This is a genomic window from Microbacterium testaceum (assembly GCF_001476285.1).
GTDB lineage: Bacteria > Actinomycetota > Actinomycetes > Actinomycetales > Microbacteriaceae > Microbacterium > Microbacterium testaceum_B.
The window spans coordinates 43870-70853 of sequence record NZ_LDRU01000016.1 but is presented as its reverse complement, the minus strand read 5'-3'; the positions used below and the strand labels follow the sequence as shown (position 1 = coordinate 70853).

General features: G+C 70.8%; 23 protein-coding genes. 12 read left to right on the top strand and 11 right to left on the bottom strand.

What is annotated here, in order from left to right; translation table 11 throughout:
• Nucleotides 1-16: 16 nt before the first annotated feature.
• Genes wecB through NS283_RS03570 form a run of 5 tightly spaced genes read right to left on the bottom strand, consistent with a single transcriptional unit; the run spans nt 17 to nt 4703 of the window.
• Nucleotides 17-1162 (bottom strand): non-hydrolyzing UDP-N-acetylglucosamine 2-epimerase, encoded by a 1146-nt coding sequence (wecB, locus tag NS283_RS03590; RefSeq protein ID WP_058595508.1) that lies wholly within the window; start codon nt 1160-1162, stop codon nt 17-19.
• Nucleotides 1159-1887 carry an exosortase S gene (gene xrtS / locus NS283_RS03585; RefSeq protein ID WP_058595507.1) on the bottom strand — a complete coding sequence of 243 codons (729 nt, stop codon included), beginning with the start codon at nt 1885-1887 and terminating at the stop codon, nt 1159-1161. Before xrtS ends, wecB begins: the two co-directional genes overlap by 4 nt.
• Nucleotides 1884-3248, bottom strand: coding sequence for a glycosyltransferase family 2 protein (locus tag NS283_RS03580; RefSeq protein ID WP_058595506.1), 1365 nt, complete (start codon nt 3246-3248; stop codon nt 1884-1886). The genes xrtS and NS283_RS03580 overlap by 4 nt, the downstream gene beginning before the upstream one ends.
• Nucleotides 3245-3439: a hypothetical protein gene (locus NS283_RS03575; RefSeq protein ID WP_058595505.1), complete on the bottom strand. Its 195-nt coding sequence runs from the start codon at nt 3437-3439 to the stop codon at nt 3245-3247. The genes NS283_RS03580 and NS283_RS03575 overlap by 4 nt, the downstream gene beginning before the upstream one ends.
• 4 nt (nt 3440-3443) lie before the next feature.
• Nucleotides 3444-4703, bottom strand: coding sequence for a PVV-CTERM domain-containing choice-of-anchor G protein (locus tag NS283_RS03570; RefSeq protein WP_058595504.1), 1260 nt, complete (start codon nt 4701-4703; stop codon nt 3444-3446).
• Nucleotides 4704-5267: 564 nt separating this feature from the next.
• Here NS283_RS03570 and NS283_RS19170 point away from each other — a divergent pair.
• Nucleotides 5268-7487 carry a helix-turn-helix transcriptional regulator gene (locus tag NS283_RS19170; RefSeq protein ID WP_241492180.1) on the top strand — a complete coding sequence of 740 codons (2220 nt, stop codon included), beginning with the start codon at nt 5268-5270 and terminating at the stop codon, nt 7485-7487.
• A gap of 120 nt (nt 7488-7607) precedes the next feature.
• On the opposite strand, the gene NS283_RS03560 is transcribed toward NS283_RS19170, so the two are convergent.
• Complete coding sequence (locus tag NS283_RS03560) at nt 7608-9278, bottom strand: phospho-sugar mutase (protein WP_058595502.1); 1671 nt, start codon at nt 9276-9278, stop codon at nt 7608-7610.
• Nucleotides 9275-10108: a purine-nucleoside phosphorylase gene (locus tag NS283_RS03555; protein ID WP_058595501.1), complete on the bottom strand. Its 834-nt coding sequence runs from the start codon at nt 10106-10108 to the stop codon at nt 9275-9277. Before NS283_RS03555 ends, NS283_RS03560 begins: the two co-directional genes overlap by 4 nt.
• Nucleotides 10109-10181: 73 nt before the next feature.
• Between NS283_RS03555 and NS283_RS03550 the strand changes: the two genes are divergently transcribed.
• Nucleotides 10182-11642 carry an NAD(P)H-quinone dehydrogenase gene (locus tag NS283_RS03550; protein ID WP_058595500.1) on the top strand — a complete coding sequence of 487 codons (1461 nt, stop codon included), beginning with the start codon at nt 10182-10184 and terminating at the stop codon, nt 11640-11642.
• A gap of 192 nt (nt 11643-11834) precedes the next feature.
• Here NS283_RS03550 and NS283_RS03545 read toward each other — a convergent pair whose 3' ends face one another.
• Together NS283_RS03545 and NS283_RS03540 are read right to left on the bottom strand one after the other, a co-directional pair.
• Nucleotides 11835-13601, bottom strand: coding sequence for an acetyl/propionyl/methylcrotonyl-CoA carboxylase subunit alpha (locus NS283_RS03545; protein WP_058595499.1), 1767 nt, complete (start codon nt 13599-13601; stop codon nt 11835-11837).
• Nucleotides 13602-13678: 77 nt separating this feature from the next.
• Nucleotides 13679-14326, bottom strand: a complete 648-nt coding sequence (locus NS283_RS03540) for a Maf family protein (protein ID WP_058595498.1) — start codon at nt 14324-14326, stop codon at nt 13679-13681.
• A 160-nt stretch (nt 14327-14486) separates the two neighbouring features.
• Between NS283_RS03540 and NS283_RS03535 the strand changes: the two genes are divergently transcribed.
• From NS283_RS03535 to NS283_RS03520, 4 genes are read left to right on the top strand one after another with little or no spacing between them, the layout of a single operon-like run.
• A complete protein-coding gene (locus tag NS283_RS03535; protein ID WP_058595497.1) occupies nt 14487-15740 on the top strand; it encodes a class I SAM-dependent RNA methyltransferase in 1254 nt (417 codons plus the stop codon).
• A 60-nt stretch (nt 15741-15800) separates the two neighbouring features.
• A complete protein-coding gene (locus tag NS283_RS03530; RefSeq protein WP_058595496.1) occupies nt 15801-16466 on the top strand; it encodes a response regulator transcription factor in 666 nt (221 codons plus the stop codon).
• Nucleotides 16459-17730 (top strand): sensor histidine kinase, encoded by a 1272-nt coding sequence (locus NS283_RS03525; protein WP_153003269.1) that lies wholly within the window; start codon nt 16459-16461, stop codon nt 17728-17730. The genes NS283_RS03530 and NS283_RS03525 overlap by 8 nt, the downstream gene beginning before the upstream one ends.
• Entirely contained in the window at nt 17727-18764 is a 1038-nt protein-coding gene (locus tag NS283_RS03520) for a hypothetical protein (RefSeq protein WP_081317245.1), read from the top strand. Before NS283_RS03525 ends, NS283_RS03520 begins: the two co-directional genes overlap by 4 nt.
• Before the next feature lie 312 nt (nt 18765-19076).
• On the opposite strand, the gene NS283_RS03515 is transcribed toward NS283_RS03520, so the two are convergent.
• Entirely contained in the window at nt 19077-19307 is a 231-nt protein-coding gene (locus tag NS283_RS03515) for an acyl-CoA carboxylase subunit epsilon (RefSeq protein ID WP_058595495.1), read from the bottom strand.
• Nucleotides 19304-20893: an acyl-CoA carboxylase subunit beta gene (locus NS283_RS03510; protein WP_058595494.1), complete on the bottom strand. Its 1590-nt coding sequence runs from the start codon at nt 20891-20893 to the stop codon at nt 19304-19306. The genes NS283_RS03515 and NS283_RS03510 overlap by 4 nt, the downstream gene beginning before the upstream one ends.
• Before the next feature lie 171 nt (nt 20894-21064).
• On the opposite strand from NS283_RS03510, the gene NS283_RS03505 reads away from it, so the two are divergent.
• From NS283_RS03505 to NS283_RS03480, 6 genes are all read left to right on the top strand, one after another.
• Nucleotides 21065-21847, top strand: coding sequence for a biotin--[acetyl-CoA-carboxylase] ligase (locus tag NS283_RS03505; protein WP_058595493.1), 783 nt, complete (start codon nt 21065-21067; stop codon nt 21845-21847).
• A 60-nt stretch (nt 21848-21907) separates the two neighbouring features.
• Nucleotides 21908-22462: a PH domain-containing protein gene (locus NS283_RS03500; protein WP_058595492.1), complete on the top strand. Its 555-nt coding sequence runs from the start codon at nt 21908-21910 to the stop codon at nt 22460-22462.
• A gap of 210 nt (nt 22463-22672) precedes the next feature.
• Nucleotides 22673-23806 (top strand): 5-(carboxyamino)imidazole ribonucleotide synthase, encoded by a 1134-nt coding sequence (locus NS283_RS03495; RefSeq protein WP_058595540.1) that lies wholly within the window; start codon nt 22673-22675, stop codon nt 23804-23806.
• Between the two features lie 107 nt (nt 23807-23913).
• Nucleotides 23914-24381 (top strand): 5-(carboxyamino)imidazole ribonucleotide mutase, encoded by a 468-nt coding sequence (gene purE / locus NS283_RS03490; protein ID WP_058595539.1) that lies wholly within the window; start codon nt 23914-23916, stop codon nt 24379-24381.
• Nucleotides 24378-25841 carry an LCP family protein gene (locus NS283_RS03485; RefSeq protein WP_058595491.1) on the top strand — a complete coding sequence of 488 codons (1464 nt, stop codon included), beginning with the start codon at nt 24378-24380 and terminating at the stop codon, nt 25839-25841. Before purE ends, NS283_RS03485 begins: the two co-directional genes overlap by 4 nt.
• Complete coding sequence (locus tag NS283_RS03480) at nt 25838-26941, top strand: hypothetical protein (RefSeq protein WP_058595490.1); 1104 nt, start codon at nt 25838-25840, stop codon at nt 26939-26941. The genes NS283_RS03485 and NS283_RS03480 overlap by 4 nt, the downstream gene beginning before the upstream one ends.
• The last annotated feature ends 43 nt before the right edge of the window (nt 26942-26984 follow it).

Below are 26984 nucleotides of genomic sequence, written 5' to 3'. Positions count from 1 at the left end.
GAGGCCATGGCTGTCGTCAGCCCGCCAGCGAGTGGGCCCGTGCCAGACCGAGCAGGCGCTCGATCGCGTCGGCCGCTCTCGGAGCGGCTCGCCCGTCGCCGTACAGCTCCCGGGCGCGTGACATGCGGGCGTGAGCGGCGGGATCGTCGAGCAGGGCCGCCAATTCGGCGGCGACCACCTCCCGGCGCGTGCCGATGAGCCGCGCAGCACCGGCTTCTACGCCTTCCCCGCGTTCGGTCGTGTCGCGGACCACCAGGGCAGGCACGCCGAGCGCGGGCGCTTCTTCCTGTACTCCGCCCGAGTCGGTGACGACACAGTGGGCGCGGGCGAGGAGGCGACCGAACTGCGCGTAGGGCAAAGGTTCGCACAGGATCACGCGGTCGGTTTCGCCGACGGCGGCGACGACCTCGCGACGTACCCGAGGGTTGGGGTGCATCGGGAGGACAGCCACCACATCGGATCGCGCTGTCACCGTCTCCGCCACCGCGGCCACGACGCGAGCGAGAGGTCCTCCCCACGACTCGCGACGATGTACGGTCACCAGCACCAATCTGTCCCAGCCGTGCACGACCTCTTCCATTGCGGGATCGTCGAAACGCTGCGGGTGGGTCCTCTGCCAGTGGAGGGCATCGATGCCGGTGTTTCCCGTGACCACGATGTCGTCGGGGGCGACGCCTTCCGCGCGCAGGTTCGCGGCCGCGCTGTCGGTCGGCGCGAGGTGGAGCGAGGCCACGGGGGCGATCAGTCGACGGTTGCCCTCCTCGGGGAAAGGCGATCGCAGGTCGCCCGATCGCAGCCCCGCCTCGAGGTGGATCACGCGTGACCCCGCGTAGTATGCCGCGACCGCCGCGAGCGCTGCGCTGGCGGTGTCTCCCTGAACGACCACGGCGTCCGGCGCGGCCTCCGCCCAGCGGTGCGCGAGGGCACCGAAGATCGCGGACGACGTCTCCGCGAGCGACGCGCCGCTGCGGAAGACATCGAGATCGACGTCGGGTGTGATCCCGAACGAGGCGTTGACCTCGTCGGCCATCTGCCGGTGCTGCCCGGTGACGGTGACGGTCGTGCGCGCGGAAGCACGTCGTCGCAGTTCCGCGACCAGCGGCGCGCACTTCACGGCCTCCGGGCGGGTGCCGTAGACGACATCGATCCATGGACGGCTCATCGGCGGTCCTTTCTGCCCGGTCGGGTGCCGGAGCGGTGGCGGTCGCGGCGAAGAGGGGCCGCGAGAGGATCGGTGGGGGATGCCTCACTCGCCATCGCAGACGAGATCGTGGGCCCGCCCGTTCCGGCCGAGCGGCGGGCATCGTCGGCTCGTGCCCTCCCGCGTCGTCGAGGGGCGGCATCCGAGATCCTCGTGCGAGAGGACTCGCGCAGGGCGATGCGCAGGACGAGGACGATCGCCGCGATGAAACCGGCGATGACGAAGAGCGACCCCAGGTAGCGATGCACGAGGTCGAAGCCCTCTCGTCCGTACTCGCTGTACGCCCACGCGGCGGTGCCGAAGCGGATCACATTGCTGGCCACCGCGACGATCACGCCGACGGCGAGACCCAGGCCGACGCGGGACGAGCGAGCGCGCGTCACGCCGAGCACGGCGACGGACAGGAGAACCAGCGGAACGACCAGGACGGTCGTCGAGCACAGGGTCGTGATCGACAGCCCGGTGACCTCGCGCGTTCCGATGCCGAAGTACACGATCGAGCCCGACGCCACGGCGCGACCGGGGGTGATCATGGCGACGACGGCACGCGCGAGCTGTGCCTCCGCGTGGCGTGTGTCGCCCTCCGCGACGATCAACACCACAGCGATCGCGAGAAGGAGCGCGACGAGGATGGTGCGTCGAGCTCGGCCGGCGCGCGGGCGGCGGGCGGCTGCGGCGACGCTCACGACTCGACCGCCAGCAGAAGACGGCCGGCCTCCGCGTTACGGCGTGTCTTCGTCCACCCGCGTCGCCCCGTCAGCATGCGTCCGAAGGCACGGATCACGCAGACGTAACTCTGATACATGTACAGCCAGTAGCCCACCCCCCACACCGCGGCGCGCCACAGCGGGTGCCGCTCCTCGCGCAGCACGTACACGAGCGGCCAGAGCGAGAACGGCAGGATGCCGGTGAGCACCCAGAGCGGCACGATCCACACGGACGAGGAGATCCAGCCGAGGATCCCACCCGGCGCGAGGGCTCCCGAGACGAGCATCGCCACGGCCACGCTCGGCCACAGCACCGAGCCGGCGAGCTGGATGTAGGGGATCGCGAGGAAATAGGCCGCTTCGAGGGCGCCGGCGTTGGTGAAGTTCCGGGACGAGTAGATCCGCGGGAGATAGCGCGCGCACTGCAGCCCGCCCTGGCACCACCGCGTGCGCTGCGTGAGGAGCCGACGCGCAGACGGGAGTGCCTCCTGCGAGACCCACGTGTCGTGGGCGTACACCGTGCGGTAACCGGCGAGCATGATGCGGAGCCCGACTTCGTAATCCTCGAGCAGTGCGTGGCCCCATGGCTCCCCTTGCGCCGAGGATGCCGCGCGGAGCGCGCTCAGACGGGTGAACTGACCGTTTCCGCCGAGGCCGACCGAGACGGTGCGCATCCGAAGGACCTGCATCGCCGCGATCGTGGTGCGGAACTCGATGTCCTGCATCCGCACGAGGTAGCGCGCCCACGCCTGCCCGAGACGACCCCGGCCCCGCAGAGGGGCGGGGTCGTCTCTATTGCTCATTCGAACCGCGACCTGCACGGCGCCGACGTCGGTCGAGCCGAAGGCGGTCGGGCCGGACGCCTGGCGAAGGGCGTTTGGGGCGAGGGATCCATCTGCGTCGAGGACGACGACGATGGTGCGATCGTCCCCGGTCCCGCTCTCGCCCCGCAGAGCCCGCCACTGCGTGAGCTGCGCGTAGGCGGCGTTGAGAGCCGCTCCTTTGCCCGTACGGGCATCGGGAAGACGGCGGATCACCGCGTGCACGAAGGAGTCGCCGGCGGCGATCGCCGCGACGATGTCGCCGGTACCGTCCGTGCTCGCGTCATCGATGATCCACACGTGCACGTCCGGGAATCGTTCGCGCATCCTCTTCAACGTCTCCGCGATCACCGTCGCCTCGTCCCGGCAGGGGATGAAGGCGTGCCACTCGAAGGCGCGGGGGTCGCCACCGCGCGCACGCCGGCGGCGCGCGAACGGGACGACGATGAGCGTGGTGTAGGTCAGGAACATCACCAGGAACACGAATGAGAGGGAGAAGAGGATGTCGAGCGGATTCACGGGTTCTGCTGGGCCTCTCGAGATGCCGACGCCTCGTCGCCGTGGCCGCGCAGCCACACGGAGCGCCACGCGAAGAGCGCCCCCAGTGCGGCCGCACCGGCCCCGACGACGACGAGGGTCGCCGTCGGGGCCGTCGAGCCGGTGACCGCGAGAATCGCGGCCCCTCCGCCCATCGCGCCGTTGCGGTACATCGCGTCAGCCCTGGACGGATGCCAGGCGGGTACGGCGACGCAGCGCGATCCCGGCCAGAACGAGCGCACCGATACCGAGGAAGCCGCCGGCGAGCGTCAACGACTCGGGCCCGGCGACCGGAACCGCGAGCTGCCCGGCATTCGGGCCGACCGTCGCGCTGGCGAGGTTCACGCTCGCCAGCGATCCGGACGGGCCGAGGCCGAGGCGCAGTGCGGTCTGCGTGAAGGATCCGTCGGAACCGGTGGACTGCACGTTGACCTGCATCTGCGCCAGCTGCGTCAATGCGTTGCTGAGCGGGGTGACGAGGGTGTTGCTGATCCCGTTCAGCACGGGGACGATCGTGGCCTTCGCCGTGTCGACGGCCGCTTGCAGGGCGATGCCCGCAGCCGCAGTGAGGAAGTTCGACTTCAGCTGCGTCGCAAGGGTGCTCGCGGCATCCAGGACGCCGTTCACCTGGCTGATGATCTTGTCGGCGACGGCCTGCGGGACGTAGGACAACAGGTCCGTGCCCGGGGGCAGATCGTTGACGCTGGCGACTCCGGCAGCCGAGGTGAGATCGTCGAGCGTGAGCTCGATCTTGCCCGACGAGAAGGGGTTCGTCAGCCCTGCGCCACTCGTGTTGGCGAGCGCGATCAGCGTGTCCAGCGCCGGGTTGACGATGGCGAGCGTGCCGGAGACGAGCGTGCCGTCGACGGTGAAACCGGCATCGGACAGAACGTACTGACCGGTTTGCGTGCCGTCCGCCGCTTGCTGGGCCGAGGCGGCCAGCACACCGAGATCCACCTGCATACCGACAGGTGCCGACGACGACCCGAGGCGGAAGGTCGCCGACTGGTTCGCGGTCGGCGAGCCGACGCTCGACGGAGTGACCGTGCCCACGCCGATGAGGCTGGGAGCGGCGGAGACAGCGCCGGAGAACGCAGATGAACTCCCGTCGTCGCGGGCTTGCGCGTACTGGCCGACGCCGCCGAGCTGGATGATGCCGTTGTCGCCGAAGAGGTTCGTCGACCCGGCGGAGATCCCGATCAATCCGGCGAGGGCGGAGGCATCGAGCGGCTGGTCGACGGTGACATCTCCGCTGGCGTCCGGGTTGACGGCCGACGCGCCGCGCAGCGCGAGAATCGCGTCCGTGACGTTGGTGCCGCCGATCGAGGCGCTCACGAGCCGACCGTTGGCTTGCGAAACGACGTCGGCGGCGCGAGCCGCCGTCGCCGGAACGGCCAGCGCGATGGCGACGGCCGTTGCCGCGGCAGCGCGAGCCAAGCGTCCCCGACGGGAGCGCGTAGGTGTGGTGTGCAATTGCGTACCTGATCTCTCTGGTCTCATCCGCATGCGTTCGACGCCCCCCTTGGGCGAGCGGACGGGTTGGAACCTACGAGCGGTGGTCGCCTCGCACATCAGTGGGGTGCACGGAATTCGATTTCGTGTCGGCTCCGCTTTCGGCGCTCCGCATACGGAGACGACTCAGTGACGGGTGCCGCATGTCAGTGCCGCAGACAGAAAACGCAACGGGGTGATAGAAGGGGTGAAGTCGTGCGTGCTGCGGGTGAGTGCGCCGTCAGGGCAGTCAGTAGTAAAGGAAGTGCTTCGGTGAGAACGGAACGTGTCTGGGGACGGAGCGATCTCATCCGGCGGGCGAACGATGCGCTCGCGCAGGGCAACAACGTGATCGTCGCGGGTGCGGTCGGAGTCGGAACCACCCGTTTTCTGAGTGCGGTGGAAGAGTCCCTTCCGGGACCGCCGATGGAGTTGGTCTGCCGGTCGGGGTCCTCTGCGGTCTGTCGCCTTGAAGGGGCGCCGGACGAGGTCGTCACCGACGCGGCCGGCGTGGACGCTGTCATCGCGAGGGCCGCGGACGAGGGGATCGTCGTCGTCGTCGACGACCTCGACGCCTTCGATGCGCCGCTCGTCGAGGGAGTGGTCGACGCGGTGCTTCGTCGCGGTGCGCGCCTGATCGCCACCATACGGACGTGCCCCGTTTCCTCGACGGCGGATGAGCGATTCTCCGCGCTGCAGGCCCTTTCCGCCGATCGCCGCAGCGTGAACATCACGCTCGGACCCCTGAACCTCGGGGATACGGCGCGGATGGCGGATTCACTTCGTGCCCGTCACTACGGGCGCGAACCCGCCGACGGTGCCTGGCATTTCGCGCTGCACCGCCTCACCGGCGGAAATCCGGCGCTGATCGAACAGGTCGTGGCCTTCGCTTTCGCGTCAGAGCGCATGGATGCGCTCATGCCTCTGGACCCGAGATTCGATCCGCTGCCCGGGCGCATCATCGACATCACGCAGACGATGCTCGCGCCCTTGACGGAGTCGCAGCTATGCGTCCTGGCCGTTCTGCGGCAGCTCGCGCCGATTCCGTTGTCGCATCTGCGAGCGACGGTCACCGCTCAGACCTTGGCGGTTTTGCGCGATCGCGGGGTCCTGACGGCCGCGACCGACAGGTCGGAGGTCATTATCGGCGAGATGGCCGCCCGAGTGGCTGAGGATCGCCTGAACGCCGAGCTTCTGGGCGCGGCGAGAGAACGCATCGCGGCCGGTCTCGTGCGGCTGGCCGCCACCGGCACGCCCTTGCGTCCGCGCGCCGACGCATTCTGCGCGCGCTACGCCCCCGAACCCGAGGACGACTACGCGCGAGTGGCGCTGCGGCGTCTGCGGCGTTCCGCCGTGCTGGCGGTGGCGCGGTCGTCACGTCCCGCCGAGGCCATCCCGATCGCCGATGCTGTCCTCACAGACCCCGAGCACAGCGAGTCGCCGGTGCGTCCTCTGCTGGCGCAGGCACTCGCGTACGACGCGCTGGGAAGGAAGGACGCTGTCACCCGCGTGCTTTCGGAGCTGCCCGCCCCCGCGGACAGGAAGGACGCGGAGCTGATCGTCCTGACGGGCGCGCACCTCCTCGTCTCACTCGACGAGGGAGGAGCGCCCCTCCGCGACTGTCTCGGCGCCGCGGCAGACTGGTTCCCCGGTGACACGTCGTGGCTGACGATCCTGGGGTCCGGACAGGCGATCTTCCGCGCGATGACGGATCCGTCCGTCGACCTCTCGACGCTGCGCGTTCCCTTGGCGCTGCCGGGCGCCGATGAAGATGCTGTCGCGTATCGAGACGCGACGGCGGCGGTGTTGACGGCCCTCCAAGGACGCGGGGCGGACGCCGTCGCCCTCCTCGAGCAGCGTCGGCGGAGCGTGGGCCTCGACGCGGAGCCGAACCTCGAGATCTATCTCCGTCATGTCTTCGCGTCGATCGCCCTGGGGCATGACCTCCCCGCCGTCCGGGCTTCGGTCCGAGAAAGGCTCCTGACCGCGCGATGGGATGACCGCCAGGACCTCGTCACCTCGTTCGCCGTTCTCGCCGCCGCGCTGGACGCATTCGAGCGCACTCCTGATGGGATCTTCGCGAACATCAGCTATCTGGGTGCCACCCCGTCGGTGAACACGCGGGTGTGGGTAGATCTGCTCCGGGTGGTCGGGTACGCGATGTCGGGTGATGTCGTCGCCGCCAACGGGGCGCTCGTTCGTCTCGGACGGGTCCCCGACTCGTGGGCGGGAGGCTCGTTCGGGCCCGTGCGCGCGCTCGCGCGTTCGATGACCGAGGTCGCGGCCGGTGCGCCGGAGGCCGCTCTTCGCCGTGTTCTCCGTGAGCTTCCGGCCGCGGAGCGGTCGACGCCGCTCCTGCTTCCCCTGTTCCTTGAGCTCGCACTCGCCGCGGGGATGCGTCCGACCGACGTCCTCGCCCGTGTGAGCGGGTACGCGCAGAGATTCGACCTCCCTCGGATGGGTGTCCTCCTCGAGCGGGTTCACGGTCAGCTCGGCTCGTTCTCGCCGCGGTCCCTGGAGGTCCTGACCGCACGGGAGCGCGAGATCGTTCTCCTGGCGATCTCCGGGGAGTCGAACAGCGAGATCGCGTCACGGCTTCATCTGTCGATCAGAACGGTGGAGTCGCACCTGCACCATGCCCGTACCCGCTTGGGCATGGGGCGCTCCGAACGCTTCGACGTGCTTCTCACGGTGGGGGCATCCGGCGCAGCGGCGAGCGGCCGAGCGTGATCGGGGCAGCGACCGTTCCCCCTGGTGACGGCCTCTGAAGATCCGCTCGCACGGGACAACGGGGACAGGCGTCGCCTCGACGCGAGCGGGAGCGTCGAGGCGACAACCGTGCGCCACGGGTCAGCGCAGCGCGGCCAGCAACCCCTCCGCGCCGGCGCGCAGTGCGGCCAGACGCCGGTTCGCCTTCTTCGCCGAGCTCGCCTGCACGTCGAGGTAGAGCTTGAGCTTCGGTTCGGTGCCGCTCGGGCGCACGATGAGGCGCGAGCCGTCCTCGAGCCAGATTCGCAGCACGTCGCCCGGGGGCAACCCGTCGACCCCGCGCATCAGGTCGTCGATTCTCGACACGGCGACCTCGCCGACCGCGGACGGCGGTTGGGCGCGGAGGGATGCCATGATCCCGGCGATCTCGCTCACGTCGCTGACGCGCACCGAGATCTGGTCGCTCGCGAACGCGCCGAACGTCTCACGGAACTCGCGGAGCAGGTCGGCGACGGTTCGGCCTTCGCCGCGTGCCTCGGCGGCCATGCCCAGAAGAGCGACCGCGGCCGAGATCCCGTCCTTGTCGCGCACGACGTCGGGGTTCACGAGGTAACCCAGCGCCTCCTCGAAGCCGAAGACGATGCCCGGGGCGCGCGAGATCCACTTGAACCCGGTGAGCGTCGAGCGGAAGTCGAGACCGTAGTGCTCGGCCACGGCCTGCAGCCCGGGCGACGACACGAGCGAGCACGCGAGTGTTCCGCCCGTCCCGGCGGCCGCCGCGGCTCGCGCTGCGCGCCAGCCCAGCAGCAGACCGATCTCGTTGCCGCTCAATCGGCGCCATCCGCCGTCGGTCTCGGCGTCCGGGATCGCGACCGCGAGGCGATCGGCATCCGGGTCGTTCGCGATCACCAGTTCGGCGTCGGCCGCGCGCGCGGTCTCGAACGCCAGATCCATCGCGCCCGGCTCTTCGGGGTTCGGGAAAGCGACGGTGGGGAAGCGCCCGTCGGGCTGGATCTGCGCCTCGACGACCACCGGCGCGGGGTAGCCGGCCTCAGTGAGCACCCGCGAAACGGTCTCCCACCCCACACCGTGCATCGCGGTGTAGACCCAGCGGAGCCCCTCCGCGCCCGCCGGCGCCGGGGCGACGGCGGCGGTCGCGGCGACGTACGCCTCCACGACGGACTCCGGGGCGTTGGCGTACCCCACCGACCGCGGCAGGACCGTGACGTCGCCGTCGTCTGCCACGCGCTGGATGTGCGCGGCGATCTCGGCATCGGCGGGCGAGACGATCTGCGCGCCGTCGTCAGCACCGCCGAGGTAGACCTTGTAGCCGTTGTCGTCGGGCGGGTTGTGGCTCGCCGTGACCATGACGCCGGCATCCGCGCCGAGGTGCCGCACGGCGAACGCGAGCACGGGCGTGGGCAACAGACGCGGCAGGAGGATCGCGTGCAGCCCCGCCCCCGCGAAGATCTCGACCGAGTCGCGCGCGAACACGTCGGAGTTGCGTCGACCGTCGTACCCGACGACGACGGTCGGCGTTGCGTCCGGCTGCTTCTCGCGGAGGTACGCGGCGAAACCGGCCGCCGCCTGAGCGACGAGCACGCGGTTCATGCGGTTCGACCCGGCGCCCAGGGTCCCACGCAGGCCCGCCGTCCCGAAGGCCAGGCGCGTCGAGAAACGGTCCGCGAGGTCGGCGGCTGCCGCGTCGTCGCCGTCTTCGACGCGGGTGATGAGCGCGGTGAGCTCCTCGCGGGTGACGGGGTCCGGGTCCTGCGCCAACCAGGCGCGGGCCGCGGCGAGGTACTCGCTCACAATGCGTTGACCACGCGGGCGAGCAGCGCCGAGATGACGGGCTCCGCTTCGCGACCGGCCTCGAGGACCTCGTCGTGGCTGAGAGGCGTTTTCTGGATGCCTGCGGCCAGGTTCGTGATGAGCGAGAGGCCGAGGATCTCCATGCCGGCCTGGCGGGCCGCGATCGCCTCCAGCGACGTCGACATGCCGACGATGTGCCCGCCGATCGTCTTCGCCATCTGCACTTCGGCGGGAGTCTCGTAGTGGGGTCCCCGGAACTGCGTGTACACGCCCTCGTCGAGCGTCGGGTCGATCGATCGCGCCAGGTCGCGCAGGCGCTTGGAGTACAGGTCGGTGAGGTCGATGAAGGTCGCGCCCTCGAGAGGGGAGTCGGCCGTGAGGTTGATGTGATCGCTGATCAGCACGGGCTGTCCCGGCTTCCACGTCTCGCGGATGCCACCGGCTCCGTTCGTGAGGATCATCGTGGTGGCGCCGGTGGCGGCCGCCGTGCGCACGCTGTGCACGACCCGGCGCACGCCGTGGCCCTCGTAGTAGTGGGTGCGCGCGCCGATCACGAGGACGTTCTTGCCGCCGGGGGTGCGGACGCTCCGGAGCGTGCCGACGTGACCCTCGAGAGCGGGCTTCGAGAAGCCGACGACCTCGGTCGCGGGGAACGACGCCGTCTCCTCGCCGATGAGCTCGGCGGCGCGGCCCCAGCCCGACCCGAGGGTGACCGCGATGTCGTGGTGCTCGACACCGGAAAGGCGGGCGATGTCGGCCGCCGCGGCCGCGGCGACCTCGAACGGGTCGACGGCCGGATCGTCGAGCGGGTGAGAAGTGCTGTTGGACATCCCCCCACTCTAGAAACTGCGGGGCTCGCGGGCCACCTGTGCGGCGCATCGGCATCCGCTGAGCGCTGACAGAATGGATGCCATGGTGCAGAGCTTCGAGCGCAAGCAGTCCGTCGCGATCGTCGGCGGTGGCCCCGGCGGCTACGAAGCGGCTCTCTCAGCCGCCCAGCTGGGCGCCGACGTGACCCTGGTGGAACGCGCCGGCGTGGGCGGTTCGGCCGTCATCACCGACGTCGTGCCCTCGAAGACGCTCATCGCGACCGCCGATGCGGCCGTCGCCATCCGCAACGCCAGCGAGCTCGGCGTGCAGCTGTTCGCGCGCGACGACCGGGGCAAGCCCCTCACCCCCGAGGTCGCGATCAACCTCGCGGCGGTCAATCAGCGCCTCCTCTCGCTCGCGCGGCAGCAGTCCGACGACATGCGGGCGTCGCTGCTCGAGGCGGGCGTCCGCATCATCGCGGGTCACGGGCGGCTGGACGGTTCCGGCGCCGTGGTCGTGTCCACCGAGGCGGGCGGCACCGACTTCGATCGCATCGAGGCCGAGACCCTCGTCGTCTCGGTCGGGGCCTCGCCGCGCGAGCTCCCCTCGGCCAAGCCCGACGGCGAGCGCATCCTCACGTGGACGCAGCTCTACAACATGAAGTCCGTTCCCACGCACCTCATCGTCGTCGGCTCGGGTGTCACGGGAGCCGAGTTCGCGTCGGCGTACATGAATCTCGGCGCGAAGGTGACGCTCGTCTCCAGTCGCGATCAGGTGCTTCCCGGTGAGGATCAGGATGCCGCTGCCGTCCTCGAGCGCGTCTTCCAGCGCGGCGGTATGACGCTGTTGGCGAAGGCCCGCGCCGATTCGGTCGTGAACACCGGTGACGGTGTCACCGTGACCCTCGCGGACGGCCGCACGATCGAGGGCAGCCACTGCCTCATGGCGGTCGGCTCGATCCCCAACACCGCGGGCATCGGCCTCGCGGAGGCGGGGGTGCAGATGACGCCGTCCGGTCACATCCGCGTCAACCGCGTCGCGCGCACCTCGGTGCCGAACATCTACGCGGCGGGCGACTGCACGAACTTCTTCCCCCTGGCATCCGTGGCCTCCATGCAGGGTCGTCAGGCGATCTTCCACGCGCTCGGCGACATCGTGATCCCGCTCGAGACGCGCCGGATCACGGCGAACATCTTCACCGCGCCCGAGATCGCGACGGTGGGGTTCAGCGAGCAGGACGTCGTCGACGGCAAGATCGCCGGCGTCGTGAAGAAGCTGCCGTTGTCGGCGAACCCCCGCGCGAAGATGCAGGGCATCACCGACGGGTTCGTGAAGCTCATCGCGCGCAAGGGCAGTGGCACCGTCATGGGCGGCGTCATCGTCGGACCGAAGGCGTCCGAGCTCATCTACCCCTTGGCGATCGCGGTCGAACGCCGGCTGACCGTCGACCAGGTCGCCCGCGTCTTCGCGGTCTACCCCTCGCTCACGTCGAGCATCACCGACGCGGCACGCGCGATGCACATCGTCGACCGCGACGATCCCGGCGAGGACTGAGCAGGGCGGATGCCGCGGCCTCGCGGCATCCCGCCGCCCTCTGTGTGTCCCACTTATGGCGGTGCATGTCCCGTTGGTGGGGGGTTATGGGCGGTCGGACCGGCCATAAGTGGGACGAGGGGTGAGGCGGATGCCGCGCGAACGACGGCGCCGCAACCCCGGAGGGGTGCGGCGCCGCGTTGAAGCGGGGCGTCAGCTGATCAGCAGCAGCTGGTGACCCGCCGACACCGTCGTGCCGGGATTCGCGTCGATGCCGGCGATCGTGCCGTCCTTGTGCGCCTGGATGGGCTGCTCCATCTTCATCGCCTCGAGCACGACGACCAGGTCGCCCTTGACGACCTGCTGTCCCTCCTCGACGGCGACCTTGACGATCGTGGCCTGCATGGGCGACTTCACCGCATCGCCGGTGGCGCCGGCGGTGGGGGAGGCCGCGTGCGACCGTCGCGACGGCGGGGCGGCGGCCGGACGCCCGGGCTTGGCCGCGGGAGCCGCGATGCGGTCGGGGAGGCTGACCTCGAGGCGCTTGCCGCCGACCTCGACGACGACGGTGTGCCGGCCCTGCTCCTCGGCGGGGGCCTCGAGCTCGCCGTCCCACGCCGGGATGTCGTTCACGAACTCGGTCTCGATCCAGCGCGTGTAGACGCCGAATCGGCCGTCCTCGGCGGTGAACGCGGGGTCGCGGACGACCTTGCGGTGGAACGGCAGCACCGTCGGCATGCCGGCGACCTCAAACTCGTCGAGCGCTCGCCGCGAGCGCTCGAGCGCCTCGGCGCGGTCGCGGCCGGTGACGATGATCTTCGCGAGCAGCGAGTCGAAGGCCCCTGAGACACTGTCGCCCGCCGTCACACCCGAGTCGAGACGGATGCCGGGACCCCCGAACGTCTTGAAGACGTGGATGGGTCCGGGCTGGGGAAGGAAGTTGCGGCCCGGGTCCTCGCCGTTAATGCGGAACTCGATCGAGTGGCCGGTGGGGGCGGGGTCGTCGTAGCCCAGCTCCTCACCCTCGGCGAGGCGGAACTGCTCGCGCACCAGGTCGAGGCCGGTGACCTCTTCGGAGACGGGGTGCTCTACCTGGAGACGCGTGTTCACCTCGAGGAACGAGATCGTGCCGTCGGCGCCGATGAGGAACTCGCAGGTACCGGCTCCGACGTAGCCGACCTCCTTGAGGATGGCCTTGGATGCCGCGTACAGGATGCCGTTCTGCTCGTCGCTGAGGAACGGCGCGGGCGCCTCCTCGACGAGCTTCTGGTGCCGGCGCTGCAGCGAGCAGTCGCGGGTCGACACGACGACGACGTTCCCCGCGGCATCCGCGAGGCACTGCGTCTCGACGTGGCGCGGCTTGTCGAGGTACTTCTCGACGAAGCACTCGCCTCGACCGAACGCCGCGACGGCCTCGCGCGTGGCCGACTCGAACATCTCGGCGACCTCGTCGAACTCGCGGGCGACCTTGAGGCCGCGTCCGCCTCCGCCGTAGGCGGCTTTGATGGCGATGGGGAGGCCCACCTGCTCGGCGAACGCGATGACCTCGTCGGCGCCGGACACGGGGCCCGGGGTGCCGGGGGCGAGCGGGGCACCGACCTTCTCGGCGACGTGACGCGCGGTCACCTTGTCGCCGAGCGCTTCGATCGCGTCGGGCGAAGGCCCGATCCAGACCAGACCCGCGGCGATCACGGCGCGAGCGAAATCGGCGTTCTCGGCGAGGAAGCCGTAACCGGGGTGCACGGCGTCGGCACCGGAACGACGGGCGACCGAGAGGATCTTCTCGATCGAGAGGTAGGTGTCGGCGCTCGTGGAGCCGTCCAGGGCGTAGGCCTCGTCGGCCAGGCGGGTGTGCAGGGCGTCGCGGTCCTGATCGGCGTAGACGGCAACGGAGGCCTTGCCCGAATCACGGGCGGCGCGGATGACTCGGACGGCGATCTCGCCGCGGTTGGCGACAAGGACCTTGGCGATCTTCGGCATCCTCCCAGCCTAGCGAGGGGGTACCCCGGTCTTTTGACCCTCCTCGACAAGAAACGCCGAAAAACGTGTGCGAGACCCTACGAACGATTCCAGAGGCTCGTCCACGAGACCCCGAGCTCTCGGACGAGTCGGCGCACGGTGGACAGCGACATCCCGACAACGGTCGATGGATCGCCCTCGACTCGCTCGATGAAGGCGCCGCCGAGACTGTCCACGGTGAACGCCCCCGCGACCAGCAGCGGCTCGCCGCTGGCGACATAGGCGGCGATCTCGTCGTCGTCCACATCGGCTGCGAAGGTCACGCTCGCCTCGGCGACCGCGTGCGCCTCGGTGGGCGTAGCGCCGGGGGCCACGCGGAACACGCTGTGTCCCGAATGCAGGATCCCGGTGCGTCCCCTCATGCCGCGCCAGCGTTCCGTGGCGGCCTCGGGCGTGTACGGCTTGCCGAGGATCTCGTCGCCGAGCTCGAACATCGAGTCGCCCCCGATCACCACGCCGTCGAAGCTCGGGTCCTCCTCGTGCAGACGGAGGGCGACATCGGCGGCCTTGCGCCGCGCGAGGAGCAGCACGTGCTCGGGAGCGGGAAGACGTCGACCGCTCGCTGCCTCGACTTCCGCGATCACGGCCTCCTCGTCCACCTGCGGCGCCCGCGCCTCGGGCTCGATGCCGGCCTGCCGCAGGAGCATGAGACGAGCGGGAGAAGTGGATGCCAGGCACACGCGCATGCGTCCACGGTACTCATCCCGGCCCTGGCGGCGGAGGTGGCTGAGCCGGTCGAAGCCACCGGACCCTTGGACGGGCGCCGTGTCCTGGCGGCGGAGGTGGCGGAGCCGGTCGAGGCCGCCGGACCGGCGATATCACGGCCGCGTGTGACAGGCTCGGACCATGCACGACGGCGACCTCATCGATCTCGACATCACCGGCATCGCCCACGGGGGAGTGTTCGTCGGTCGTCACGAGGGCCGCGTGGTCTTCGTACCCGACACCCTTCCCGGGGAGCGCGTGCGGGCGCGTGTCACCGACACGCGCAAGAAGGCGTTCTGGCGGGCCGACGCCGTCGACGTGCTCGAGGCTGCTCCCGAGCGCCAGCGGCACGTCTGGGCGGCGGCCGACATCGACGTGGTGCCCGAGGATCGCCCCGGTGGGGCCGAGTTCGGTCATATCGAGCTCGGGCATCAACGACGGCTGAAGGAACGCGTCATCCGCGAGGCTCTCGAACGCGTGGGCAAGCTCGACCTCCCGGTCGACGTGCGCTCGGCGGGGACCGCCGACGATGTCGAGGCGGCGGACGGCACGGGCTGGCGCACGCGCCTGAGCTTGCACGTCGACGAGGGCGGTCGGGTCGGCGCGTACGCGGCGCGCTCGCACCGCGTCGTCGAAACCCCCGACCTGCCCTTGGCCACGGCCGAGGTCGCGCGGGCCGCTCTCGCCGTGCGCGGAGCGCGACCCGGACGCGTCGACCTCGTGCAGCCGGCCGACGGACGCGTGCGCGTGCTGGCGCGTCCGGACGGCGACCGCTCTCGTCCGACCCCCGAGGTCGTCGAGGAGCGGGTCGGCGAGCGCGTGTTCCGGGTGGACGCGGGAGGCTTCTGGCAGGTGCACCGGCTGGCCGCGCGGACCCTGGCCGGTCTCGTTCGAGACGAGCTGACGGCGGCCGGGGGAGTCGACCCCGAGGGGCTCCATCTCGACCTCTACGGCGGTGTCGGCCTGTTCGCGGCGACGCTCGCCGAGATGGGCGGTTCGTCGACGCGCGTGATCAGCGTCGAGTCCGACCCGCGCGCGACAGAACACGCCGGAGAGAACCTCGCGGAGTGGATCGGGGCCCGGGCCGAGACGGCCCGGGCGGATCGATTCGTCGCGGCGCTCGCCGCCGGCGCGTCGGAGCGAGAGCGCGAACGTCTGTCCCGCGGCGTCGTCCTGCTCGACCCGCCCCGCGCGGGCGCCGGGCGCGAGGTCGTCGAGGGCATCGCGGCGTTGGCACCGGCGACGGTCGTGTACGTCGCGTGCGACCCGGTGGCGCTCTCGCGCGACCTGGCCACCTTCGCCGAACACGGTTACGTCGCCGCGAACGGCATCCGCGGAGTCGATCTCTTCCCCCACACCCATCACGTCGAAGCGGTCGTCGTTCTGCGCCGATGACCCGCCGATCGGGGGATGTCCAGACCGTGCGCCGAGAAATCCCGTGGATACGATGAGGGGATGACGCGCGTCGCCCTCATCGATGATCACGAGTCGGTTCGTCTCGGTCTCGAGGCGGCGCTCACCCAGACCGCCACGACCGAGGTCGTGTTCTCGGGTGCGAACGTCGCCGCGTACCTCGACTGGCGTCGCGCAGCGGTCCAGTCCCCGGCCGACGTCGTGGTTCTCGACCTCACCCTCGGCGACGGTACGACCGTCTCCGAGAACGTCGACCGTGTCGTGCGCGACGGCTCGAGCGTGATCATCCATAGCGTCGCTGACCGCCCGGCGGCCGTGCGCGAGGCCCTGGCCGCGGGAGCGGCGGGCATCGTGAGCAAATCGTCCCCGACGCACGAGGTGCTCGGTGCGATCAGGACGGTTGCGCGCGGCGACCTGCTCGACAACGTCGAATGGGCCAGTGCCGTCGAGGGCGACCGTGCCTTCGCGGACGCGCAGCTGTCCGCCCGCGAACGGGAGGTCCTGCGCCTGTACGCGGCGGGACTGCCGCTGAAGGCCGTCGCCGACCGTCTGGGCGTGGCGTATTCCACCGCGAAAGAGAACATCACGCGCGTCCGCGTGAAGTACGTCGAGGTCGGCCGTCCCGCCCCGACGAAGGTCGACCTGCTGCGGCGGGCGATGGAGGACGGCATCCTGCAAGACGCCCCCGAAGCCGGGAACGATGTCTGACAACCTCCGCTCGGAGGCCCAGCGGACGGTTCTCGAGGAGGCCTGGGGGCGGATCCCGCACTCGCGCGAATCCCGTGACGACCCCGGCTCGTTCACCCAGAACCGCATCGAACGCGTCCTGACGATCTTCGTCGGCCCGGCGTCTCTCGCTCTGGGAGCCCAGGCGCTGGTGGCGGCTTTCGGCCGCGCCGACGAGCGCGACGGCTGGCACCTCCCGTTGGCACTCGGGGTCTTCGTCCCGCTCGCCGCGATGATCGTGGCATGCGCCGTCGGGCGTTTCGCGCGGGTGTTCACCGGACTGTTCGCCGTCGTCTTCATGGTCGCTCTGGCGCTCTGGCCCGTCGCGACAGCCGGAGGGCCACCCCCGTCGCCGTTGGAGAACCCCTGGATCTTCTACCTGATCAACGTGGCGACCGTGGCGGCCGTCGTCGCCTTCCCGATGTCGCTGCAGGTCGTCTGGACGGTTGCGGCTCCTCTTCTCTTCGGTGTGGTGCGGCTGATCCAGGCCGGCGGCCGCAGCGAGTTCTTCGTTCCGGTCGCCCTCGACGTGTCATTCGCCCTGATCCTCGGCAGCGTGCTGGTGACACTGGTCTGGATGTATCGCTCGATCGCCACCCACGTCGACGAGACGCGCGCGCAGGCGGTGTCGAGCTACGCGGAGGCGGCCGCCACCGCGGCGACGGAGAACGAGCGTGTGGCGGTCGCCGCTCTCATGCACGACAGCGTCCTGGGAGCGCTCCTCGCGGCGGAGCGGGCTTCGACGCCGCGGGAACGCACGCTCGCGGTGAGCATGGCGCGGGAGGCGCTGACTCGCCTCGCGAACGCTGAGAAGGATGCTCTCGAGGGCAGCGACGCGCCGGTGGATGCCGCGGGTCTCGCCGACGACATCGAGGCATCCGCACGCGATTTCGGCGTGAACCTCACCGTTCGACGGCGACTCGACGATGCCACGCCGCGTGTCCCGGGACGGGTTGCGCGCGCGCTCGTCCTCGCGGCCATGCAGGCGGTCGCCAACGCCGTCCAGCACGCCGAGGCGCGCGGGCTCGCCGTCGAGGTGTCGGGCTATGCCGATCCCGGAAGCGTCGTCGTGCGGGTGCGCGACGCGGGTGCCGGATTCGACCTCGACGCGATCCCGGCGGATCGCCTCGGCATCCGCGGATCGATCATGGCGCGCGTGACGGCGGTGGGCGGACGCTCGGACATCGAATCCGGGCCTTCGGGCACCACCGTGACCCTCGAGTGGGAGAGCGGGGACCGCTGGTGACCGTCCGCGCCGTGCTGTCCGTGATCGCGCTCGCCTTCACGGCGTATCTCGCGGCGCGCGGTCTGCTGTGGACGAGTCCCGAGACGGTGGAGCGGGGCTGGTTGATCATCGCCGCACTGGTGCTCTACCTGCCGATCGCGTGGCTGTGGATCCTGTTGCCCGGTTCGCGTCGTCCTGGCGCCCCGGTCGGAACGCCCGGCGAGCGATCGACGATTCCCGGGTGGGCCGCGGCCCTCGCGCTCGTGGCGTCGGCCGTGGTGCCGAACGCGGCTTTCCTCGCCGTCGTGCCCGACGGGCGGACGCAGCCCTTCGTCACGTGGGTCATCGGCGGTATCGGCGCCCTCATGACCATCGTCATGGTTCGGCACCGGCCGATCGTCGCGTGGATCGGCATGGTGGTGCTCGCCGTGTCCGCATCCGTGTGGCTCGGGGTGCTGTCCGCGCTCAGTCTCGGACTCGTCGGGTCGCTCGTCTGGGTCATCCTGGCCCAGCTCATGTCGATCGCCCTCGACCGCACCGCGCGCGACGCGGCCCAGTTGTCCGACCTGCAGCAGGCGGCGTCCGCGTGGCAGGCCGCGCAGAGCGGCCGCCAGCGGGAGCGCCGACTGCACGTCCAGCGCGCACTCGCGATCGCTGGACCGGTGCTCGCTCGCGTGATCGAGACCGGCGGCAACCTCCGCCCTTCCGAGAGGGATACCGCGCGCCTGGCCGAGCAGAGCCTCCGCGACGAGTTGCGGAGTCCTCGTCTGCTCGACCAGGGCGTGCGCGCGGAGATCGACGCCGCACGGCGCCGCGGCTCGGCGGTCACCCTGTTCGACGAGGGCGGCCTCGACGGTCTCGATGCGCCGGCGCTCGGGGAGATTCGGGCCGAGCTCGCCGACATCCTGCGCGGCGCCGTGTCGGAGCGGCTCATCATCCGCACGTCGCCGCACAACGGGATCGCTGTCACGGTCGTGGGCCGCTCGACCGGCGAGGGTGCCGGCGGCGACGACGACGAGGTCGACCTCTGGCGCGAGATCCGTCGCCCCCGTTGAACCACCCGGGGCATCCGCTCCTTGGGAATCGACCGTGTTGTCCGGCCGCGTGTCCGCAGGCCCCCGCACACCGAATACTCGGCATGCGTTCTGATCGCCGGTCGTCATCGCGCCGGAGTCGAACAAGCCAGGGGGATGGGGGTGAGGGGCGGCGATAGCGCCGGCCCCTCACCCATGCGGACGGTTACCCGAAAACCGGCCGCGGTGGCCGGAACCGGCTCGATGAGCGGCCCGGCCGAACGCACAAAGCGTTCCAGCTCCTCCAGTATCCGTGAGGTGCTCGAGCGCGTCTGTAGGTATTTCGGGGGACAGTCAGCCCGTGAACCCGCGCCAGCCGGCGTCGCGGTTCAGCGGGGCCCGCAGACCCCGCGCAGACAGCTCCCAGCTCGACCGTGCCGCGGCCTCGGGAGCCGTGGCATCCGCCCTCTCGCGGGCATAGGCTTCGCCCACCACGACGATCGCGGCCGCGAGTTCCTCGGGCGTGGGAGTTCCGCGCACGACGCGCGCGACGGCCTCGGGCGGGTCCAGCGGGGTGTCGCTCACAGCGGGATGTTCCCGTGCTTCTTGGCGGGCAGGCTCGCGCGCTTGTTGCGCAGCGCCCGCAGCGCCTTGGCGATCGACACGCGCGTCTGCGCGGGCTCGATGATGCCGTCGAGCTCGCCGCGCTCGGCGGCGAGGAACGGGGATGCCACGTTGTAGGTGTACTCGTTCGCGAGGCGCGTGCGCACGGCCGCGACGTCTTCGCCGGCCTCCTCGGCCCGCTTGATCTCGCCGCGGTAAAGGATGTTGACCGCGCCCTGGCCGCCCATGACGGCGATCTCCGCGGTCGGCCAGGCGAGGTTGATGTCGGCACCGAGCTGCTTCGAGCCCATGACGATGTACGCGCCGCCGTATGCCTTGCGCAGGATGACCGTCACCAGCGGCACGGTGGCCTCGGCGTAGGCGTAGAGGAGCTTCGCGCCACGACGGATGACGCCGGTCCACTCCTGGTCGGTGCCGGGGAGGTACCCGGGCACGTCGACAAGGGTCACGATCGGCACCGAGAACGCGTCGCAGAACCGCACGAAGCGCGAGGCTTTCTCGCCCGCGTCGATGTTCAGCGTGCCGGCCATCTGCGAGGGCTGGTTGGCGATGATGCCGACGGTGCGGCCCTCGATGCGACCGAACCCGATCACGATGTTCGGGGCGAACAGCGGCTGCACCTCGAGGAAGTCCCCGGCGTCCACGATCCCCGAGATCACCGTGTGGATGTCGTAGGGCTGGTTGGGCGAGTCGGGGATGATCGTGTTCAGCGAGCGATCGGCATCCGTCGTCTCGAACTCGAACGGCGTCTCGTACACCGGGATCTCGGCGAGGTTGTTGTCGGGCAGGTAGCCGATCAGTGTGCGCGCGTAGTCGATCGCGTCGTCCTCGTCGTCCGCGAGGTAGTGCGCGACGCCCGAGCGCGTGTTGTGGGTGTGCGCGCCGCCGAGTTCTTCCATGCCGACGTCTTCGCCGGTCACGGTCTTGATCACGTCGGGGCCGGTGACGAACATCTGGCTGGTCTTGTCGACCATGATGACGAAGTCGGTGAGCGCGGGGGAGTACACCGCGCCGCCGGCGGCGGGGCCCATGATGATCGAGATCTGCGGGATCACGCCGGAGGCGGCGGTGTTGAGACGGAAGATCTCGCCGTACTTGCCGAGGGCGACCACGCCCTCCTGGATGCGCGCGCCGCCGGAGTCCAGGATGCCGATGATCGGGATGCCGCTGCGCAGCGCGAGCTCCATGACCTTGATGATCTTGTCGCCGGCGACCTCGCCGAGCGAGCCGCCGAAGGTCGAGAAGTCCTGCGCGTAGACCGCGACGGTGCGGCCGTGGATCGTGCCCGTCCCCGTCACGACGGAGTCGCCGTAGGGACGGGACTTGTCCATGCCGAAGGCGGTGGTGCGGTGGCGCACGTACTCGTCGAGCTCGACGAAGGAACCCGGATCGACCAGCATCTCGATGCGCTCGCGGGCGGTGAGCTTGCCCTTCGCGTGCTGCTTGTCACGCGCGGCGGCTTCGGCGTCGACGACCGCCTCCTGGAACCTGTTGCGCAGGTCCGCGATCTTGCCGGCGGTGGTGAAGAGATCGGGCTGGTCGGTCACGCCTTCCACCCTAGCGACAGCCTCGTCGCCGACGTTGGAGGGTGCGCACAAGCGAATAGGCGAGGCGCTGTGGCATCCGTCCAGTCAAGCGTGTGGGCCGCTGCCCGCACCCGCCGGAACGATGAAGCGCAAGCGGATGCCGCCGCGCCGGCGATTGCCTAGGGTGTGGGCATGCCGATCCCTGAAGCCGGATACCCGCGCACCGCCGCCGTCAGCCCCCGCGTCCAGGTGGTCGAGACCACCGATTCCACGAACGCCGACGTCGTCGCGGCCGTCACGGCGGACCCCGCCGGTTGGCCGCACCTCTCTCTTCTGGTCACGCGCGACCAGCGTGCGGGCCGCGGGCGCCTCGATCGCACGTGGACCGCTCCCGCGGGAACCGCGATCGCCGTCTCGGTCGTCGTGGACGCCTCCCGGGTGCCGCTGCCGCTGCGGGGCTGGATCCCCCTGGTGGCCGGAGCGGCGATGACCCGCGCGGTGCGCGGCCAGCTCGGCGGGCACGGCGGCACGGTGGAGTTGAAGTGGCCGAACGACGTGCTCGTGGAGGGCGGCAAGATCTGCGGCATCCTGGCCGAAGCGGTGCCGGGGACCTTCGACACCGTCGTCGTCGGAGCGGGGGTCAACACCCGGATGAGCCGGGCGGACCTTCCCGTGGCGACCGCGACGTCCTTCGCGGCGCTCGGGGCGGAGTGCGACGAAGACGAGCTGATGGCGGACTACGTCTCGGGGCTCGCGGAGTCTCTCGCAGCTCTCGCGGCCGGGCACGAGGACCGCGTGCACGGCGACGTCGAAAAGCTCTGCGCAACGGTCGGCCGCGATGTGTCGGTCTCGATGCCCGACGGGACGACACTGTCGGGTCGCGCGACCCGGCTCGACGAGGCGGGTCGACTCGTCGTGGAGGCGGGAACGATCGTCGAGGCGGTGTCGGCCGGCGACGTGGTGCACGTGCGCTGAGGCGCCGGGCGTCCCGCGTGTGCGCCGCGGGCTGCGGCGCGCGACCCGCACAATGAGAGGGTGACCCAGCCGACCAGCTACGGAGGACGCCCGCGCATGCCGGCGCCCGGTGCCGCTGCCCCCGAGCTGCGCATCGCGCGGATCCACGCGCACGCGCGACGTCTCGCGTGGTCGGCGATCGTGCTGATCGGCGTCGCCGGGTCGACGGCGTACTTCTACGACAATCTGCCCGCACCTTTCGAGAACTGGATGCTGCTGAGCACGGCGGCCGCGCTCGTGCTGCTCCTCGTCGTGGTCCCCTACCTCGTCTGGCTGTCGCACACGTGGACGATCACGACCCGGCGTGTGATCGAGCGCTCGGGCTTCTTCGGCTCCCGCACCCAGGAGATCTCGCACGTGCGCGGGTACTCGATCCAGATGCGGCGCGGCGTTCTGCAGCGCCTCTGGGGTGCGGGGACGCTCACGCTGTCGAACGGCGTCGAGCCCCCGTTGCGGTTGAAGAACGTCCCGAACGCCGTGCTGTTGCACGAGACCCTGGTCGACCAGGTCGAGGTCAACCAGATCCTCGCGCACCGCGACTCCCAGGCGTTCGGTTCGGGCTCGGTCGGTCTCTGACGCGGGCTGCGGGCCCGGCGCCGGACATGGCCGTGCCCGTCGAAGCCACCGGCGTCCGAGGGAGTTCCGGTCGCTTCGGAAAGCTCAGGGACCCCCGGTTGCGTCGAGGTGGCTGAGCCCGTCGAAGCCACCGGGACCCCCGCGCCGGGCCGCCTCGGCTCGCGCCCCCGTGAGCAGCCCGACAGAATGGATGCCGACGAAGGGAGCGGCATGACGCTGCGAGTCGGAGTGATCGGTGGCGGACAGCTGGCGCGGATGATGATCGCGCCCGCCGTCGAACTGGGGATCGACATCCGTGTCCTCGCCGAGGACGAGGGGATGTCGGCCGCGCTCGCCGCGTCCGCGGTGGGCGACTACCGCGACGCCGAGACGGTCCTGGCTTTCGCGCGTGACGTCGACGTGATCACCTTCGACCACGAGCATGTCCCGCAGGACGTCCTCGCCGCCCTCGTCGACGCGGGGGTCTCCGTCCACCCCGGACCCGCTCCGCTCGCCGTCGCCCAGGACAAGCTCGTCATGCGGACGCGCATGGCCGAACTGGGTCTTCCCCAGCCCGACTGGGCGGCCGTCGCCGACGCCGCCGAGCTGCAGGACTTCCTCGACGCCCACGGCGGTCGCGCCGTCGTGAAGACGCCCCGCGGCGGCTACGACGGCAAGGGCGTGCGCGTCGTGGCCGCGGCGACCGAGGCCGACGATTGGTTCGCCGCCCTCGCCGAGGACGGCCACGGGGGATCGCTCCTCGTCGAGGAGCTCGTCGACTTCACGCGCGAACTCGCGCAGCAGGTGGCGCGCCGGCCGTCCGGCGAGGTGCGGGCCTACCCCGTCGTCGAGACCGTGCAGCGCGGGGGAGTGTGCGCCGAGGTCGTCGCGCCCGCGCCCCGCGCTGACGCGCGTGTCCAGCGGGTCGCCGCCGACATCGGCGTCGCCGTGGCCGAGGGCCTCGGCGTCACCGGGATGCTGGCGGTCGAGCTCTTCGAGACCAGCGACGAGCGCATCCTCATCAACGAGCTCGCGATGCGTCCCCACAACAGCGGCCATTGGACGCAGGACGGCGCGGTCACCAGCCAGTTCGAGCAGCACCTGCGGGCGGTCCTCGACCTCCCCCTCGGAGCGACGGATGCCACGGCCCCCTGGTCCGTCATGATCAACGTGCTCGGGGGGCCCGCCGAAGGCACACTCGAGGAGCGATTCCCCGCCGCGCTCGACGCGCACCCGCACGCGAAGATCCACACCTACGGAAAGGCCCCACGCCCCGGCCGCAAGGTCGGACACGTCAACGTGACGGGCGACGACCTCGACGACGCCGTGTACGAGGCACGCGCGACGGCCGCCTTCTTCGATTGAGCTGAGCGTCTGAGCGCGCCGTTCCGCCTTCTTCCAGCGAGCCGCCCTAGCCTGGACCGGTGACCCGGCCGCTGCATTCTTCCGAGACGCCCGTGGTCGGCGTCGTCATGGGCTCCGACTCGGACTGGCGCGTCATGAACGCCGCGTCCGAGGTGCTGACCGAGTTCGGCATCCCGCACGAGGTGGAGGTCGTTTCGGCCCACCGCACGCCCGACAAGCTCGTGCGGTACGGCCGCGAGGCCCGGAGCCGCGGGCTTCGCGCGATCATCGCCGGCGCCGGGGGAGCCGCTCACCTGCCCGGCATGTTGGCATCCGTCACCGCTCTTCCCGTGATCGGCGTTCCCGTGCAGCTGGCCACTCTCGACGGACTGGACTCGCTGCTGAGCATCGTGCAGATGCCGGCGGGGATCCCGGTCGCCACGGTGTCGATCAACGGGGCGAAGAACGCGGGGCTCCTCGCCGCACGCATCCTCGGGTCGGCGGACGCCGAGATCGCGGACCGTGTCGAGGCCTACGCCCGCGACCTCGAGAGTCAGGTCGAAGACAAGAACCGACGGCTCAAGGAGTCGCTATGACCCTCGCGCCCCCGCGCGCGTCGTCGCGCTCGCCGCTGGTGGAGCAGCGTCCGCTGCGCAACCCCGATCTCGGGTCCACCGCGGTGATGACGCGGCGCGGTTGGTGGCTCGTCATCGCGAACCTCCTGATCCCGGGCTCCGCGCAGGTGCTCGCGGGCAACAGGCGTCTCGGACGCTTCGGCCTCGCCGCGACCCTGGCGCTGTGGGTCGGGCTCGTGCTCGTCGCTCTCGGCGCGCTGTTGGCGCCGAGCAGCCTGTTCGCTCTGGCGACCGGCTCGTTCATCCCCGAGTTCCTGTCGTGGTTCCGGTGGGTTCCGCTCACCGTGGTGCAGGTGGTGCTCGTCGGCTACGCCGTGCTGTGGATCGTGCTGACCATCGACACGCTGCGTCTCGTCCGCCTCGTGCGGACCGGACCCTTCGCGCGCTTCGGGATCGCGATCGTGTCGATCGGCCTGACGAGCACGCTGGTGGCCGGAGCGGGCTGGGCGGTGCAGACCGCGGGGACGACCCGCGACGCCTTCGCCGACATCTTCGCGCAGTCGGCCCCGGTCGTCCCGCCTTCCGACGGCTACTACAACATCCTGCTGCTCGGCGCGGACTCGGGCGAGGGCCGGGACTCCATGCGCTTCGACAGTATCTCGGTCGTCTCGATCAACGCCGCTTCGGGTGCCGTGACGATCACCGGCATCCCGCGCGACATGCCCAACTTCCCCTTCGCGCCCGGACCCATGCAGGACAAGTACCCGAACGGGCACGAGGGCAAGTTCGACCCGGACTGCGGGTGGGGCAGCGGCATCAACCAGCTGCGCACCGAGGTCGAGGTCTGCCAGGACGGCAATGCCCTGTATCCGGATGCCAAGGCACACGGTTCCGAGCCGGGCATCGAGGCGACCAAAGACGCGGCAGAGGGCATCCTCGGCATCCAGATCCCGTACTACGTGCTCATCGACATGAAGGGCTTCGCCGACCTCGTGGACGCCCTCGGTGGAGTCGACATCACGGTCGACGAGCGCCTGCCGAAGGGCGGTCCCGCGTATGACGGGCAGCCCGTCGACGACTGGGCCTTCGGATGGATCGAGCCCGGCGCGCAGCACATGGACGGCGACACCGCCCAGTGGTACGCCCGTTCGCGGTACACCACGAGCGACTTCGACCGGATGCGGCGTCAGCGTCAGCTGCAGGAGGCGATCCTCGCGCAGTTCACCCCGCAGAACGTCCTCACCCACTTCCAGGACGTGGCGTCGGCGGGGACGAACATCGTCGAGACCGATCTTCCCCAGGGGCTCATCGCTCCGACGCTGGTGGATCTCGCCCTCAAGGCGAAGGACCAGCCCGTCTCGACCATCGAGCTCACGCCCGAGGGCGGGGTCGACGAGTTCGACCCCGACTACGCCCAGGTGCAGCAGATCGTGCGCGACAAGCTTCATCCCCCGACCGAAACGGAGAGCCCCGCGCCGTGACCGTCACCCTCCGCGTCGTGCTGGACCAGCTCGTCGCCCCCACGTCCCGCGACCTCGCCGAGGCGTCGGTCTCGCTGACGCAGGCGCTCATCGACACCGCCCCGCGTGGATGCGACGTCGCGAGCATCGTGCCCGCACCCGGGCTTCCCGACGACGCCGGGGTCACCGGTCTGTCGGCCGAGACGCGCCTCCCCATGCGGCGGCGCGAGCTCGCGGCGTCCTGGCAGTTGGGCGTCGCCCCCGGCGTCGGCAAGGGGCTGATCCACTCACCCACCGCCCTCGCGCCGCTGGTGCGCCACGACCGTGTCAACGAGACGCACCAGATCGTGGTGACCCTGTGGGATCTGCGCGCCTGGGAGACTCCCGAGGAGTTGCCCCGCGCCGAGGCGCTCGCCGCCCGCGCCCTGCTGTCGCGCGTCGCGAAGCACGCCGATGCCGTCGTCGTCCCGACCCACGCGATGGCCGCGCGGCTGGGCGAAGTGGCCAAGTCCAAGCTCGTGGCGAAGGTCCGCGTGATCGGGGGAGCCCCCGCCGCCGGGATGCGCGTCCCGTCCGACGTGGTCGGACGCCTGCGCGCCCTCGAGCTGCCGACATCGTTCCTCGCGCTCGCGGGCGGCCGTGCGCCGTCCGACGGACTCGCCGACGCGTTCGCCGCGGTCACGGCGGCCGGCTGGGCCGGCGACGTCGTCGTCCTCGACGTGCCCGAGGGGGAGGAGCCCGCAGTCCTCGAGATCGCCGTCGCCGCCGGGGTCTCCGAGGAGCGCGTGCACGCCCGCGGTTCGCTCGACCAGTGGGACCGCGCCGCGGTGCTCTCGCACGCCGCCGCGTTCCTGACCGGGTGCGCACGGACGGACTGGCCCTGGCGCGCCGTGGACGCTCTGGCCGTCGGCATCCCGATCGTCGCGGTCGACACCCCCGTCCACCGAGAAGTACTGGCGGACGCCGCGGCCCTCGCCCCCACGGACGCCCTCGGGGGTGCGTTGGAGAAGGCTCTCGGGGAGGACGGTGCGCGGCTTCGCGTGCTGGCCGGCGACCGCGCCAAGGGCTTCGCGTGGGCAGCGTGCGCTGACCGGATCTGGGCGCTGCACGCGGAACTCTGAGACGGGCCGCGTACCGCGTCCCGGCACCGCTCGGCCCCTATGC